Source organism: Clostridium sp. ZBS15, assembly GCF_023845705.1.
In the GTDB taxonomy this organism is placed as follows: domain Bacteria; phylum Bacillota; class Clostridia; order Clostridiales; family Clostridiaceae; genus Clostridium; species Clostridium aquiflavi.
Genome location: NZ_JAMQHY010000008.1, coordinates 94,495 through 96,931, shown reverse-complemented (window position 1 = coordinate 96,931; position 2,437 = coordinate 94,495). Strand labels below are relative to the sequence as shown.

Annotated in this window: 1 protein-coding gene; it reads right to left on the bottom strand. The window is 29.4% G+C overall.

All coding sequences use genetic code 11. The features are described from left to right. Positions 1-342: 342 nt before the first annotated feature. Positions 343-2,274, bottom strand: coding sequence for a threonine--tRNA ligase (gene thrS / locus NG904_RS03855; protein ID WP_252229887.1), 1,932 nt, complete (start codon positions 2,272-2,274; stop codon positions 343-345). Positions 2,275-2,437 lie beyond the last annotated feature (163 nt).

The following is a 2,437-nucleotide window of genomic DNA, read 5'->3' as shown; positions in this document are numbered from 1 at the left end:
TATTGCATATATCAACATATTTTAAAAATAAAAATAAAGAAATAGGAAGTTAATTAAAATGTATCTAGATAGATATTTTAATTAATTTCCTATTTTAATATTATTATTTAAATTTACAAGTTTGATTTATGAATGTTTATGATTTAGTATAGGAGCGTAATGGCATTGGAATTTACTTTTTAGAATTCTTAATAAAGATTTGTTGAATTAATTGCTTGTCACAATGTTTCATTGGGAGCATGCATTAATTAGACTAAGCTTTATTTTAGTATTCTTAAAGCAAATTCCTCAGTCCATAAGCTTTATACTAAATCATAAACTATTTCAATGAATCAAAAGAAATTATCTTTCTTTTGTAACTATTTCATTTAATAGTCTTTCAGTAAAGGCATCTAATTTCATAGCACCTTCATCATCATTCTTTCTGCTTCTTACAGAAACTTCGTTGTTAGCAGCTTCTTTTTCTCCAACAACTAAGATATAAGGAGTTCTTTCAAGTCTAGCTTCTCTGATTTTATAACCGATTTTTTCAGCTCTATAATCAGCTTCAATTCTAACACCTTTATTTCTTAATGATTTAACTACTGATTCAGCATAATCATTGTATTTATCTGATATTGGTAACACTTTTACTTGAACTGGAGAAAGCCAAGTAGGGAATGCACCAGCATATTTTTCTATAAGCATTGCTAAAGTTCTTTCATAACATCCAATTGATGATCTATGAATTATATATGGACGTTTCTTTTCTCCATTTTTATCAATATAGCTCATATCAAATCTTTCAGCTAAAGCAAAGTCGATTTGAACTGTGAATAATGTATCTTCTTTACCATGAACATTTCTACATTGTAAGTCAAGTTTTGGACCATAGAATGCAGCTTCATCATCAGCTTCAACATAATTAATTTTTAAATGATCTAAGATAGTTCTCATTGTATCTTGAGTTTTATTCCAAGCTTCAGGATCATTTATATATTTTTCAGTATTATTTGGATCCCATTTAGAGAATCTATAGCTTATATCTTCGTCAATTCCTAAAGTTTTCATTAGATATTGAATTAATTCAAGTACACCTTTAAATTCTTCTTCTAATTGTTCTGGAGTTACAATTAAGTGACCATCAGCTAAAGTGAATTGTCTAACTCTTATAAGTCCATGCATTTCTCCTGAAGATTCATTTCTAAATAGAGTAGAAGTTTCACCGTATCTTATAGGAAGATCTCTATAACTGTGTTGTTCTGCATTATATATAGTATATTGGAACGGACAAGTCATAGGTCTTAAAGCAAACACTTCTTCATCCTTTTCTTCATCTCCTAATACAAACATTCCATCTTTATAGTGATCCCAGTGACCAGAGATTTTATAAAGGTCGCTCTTAGCCATAAGTGGAGTTTTAGTTAATACATAACCTCTTTTTTCTTCTTCATCCTCAACCCATCTTTGAAGAGTTTGAACAATCTTAGCTCCTTTTGGCATTAATAAAGGAAGACCTTGACCTACATTTTCATCAGTAGTAAATAATTTAAGTTCTCTACCTAATTTATTATGATCTCTCTTTTTAGCTTCTTCAACAGCTTCTAAATATTCGTCAAGTTCTGATTTCTTTAAGAAAGCAGTACCGTATATTCTAGTAAGCATTTTATTTTTTTCGTCACCTTTCCAATAAGCACCAGCACTTCTAATAAGTTTGATTGCTTTAATTGGTTTTAAAGACATAACGTGAGGTCCAGCACATAAATCAGTAAATTCACCAATTTTATAGAATGAGATTATTTCATCTTTATCTAAATCATTGATTAATTCTACTTTATATGGTTCATCCTTCATTAATTCTAAAGCTTCATTTCTTGGAAGTTCAAATTTTTCAATTGAAGGGTTTTCTTTGATTATTTTTTTCATTTCTGCTTCAAGTTTTTCTAAATCTTGAGCTGAAAATGCAACATCCTTATCAAAATCGTAGTAGAAACCAGTAGCAATAGAAGGTCCTATAGCTAATTTTGTTTCAGGAAATAATCTTTTAACAGCATAAGCTAAAACATGAGATATACTATGTCTTACAGCATCTTTACCCTCTTGAGAATCAAAAGTGCATATGCTTAAAGAAATATCTTCATTAATTTCTTTTCTAAGGTCACAAATTTTATTATTAACAACACCACAACAAGCGTTTCTAGCTAAACCTTCACTAATTGATTTTGCTATTTCGTATATAGATAATCCAGCTTCAAATTCCTTAACTGAACCATCTTTTAAAGTTACTTTTATCATTATAAAAAACTCCTTTCAAAACTGTAAAATAAAATTTAGTATAAAAGAACAAAATTGCTAAGGCGACTTTGGAGCCACCAATTTTTTTAGCCATGCACCCTTTCCAAACGCAGTGCAGGAATAATGGTGCGGCATATGATTATTTTTTATTCTTTAGGGGTAC

Excerpts from the sequence above, each read along its gene's own strand:
- thrS (WP_252229887.1), bottom strand. The coding sequence starts at position 2,274 with ATGATAAAAGTAACTTTAAAAGATGGTTCAGTTAAGGAATTTGAAGCT.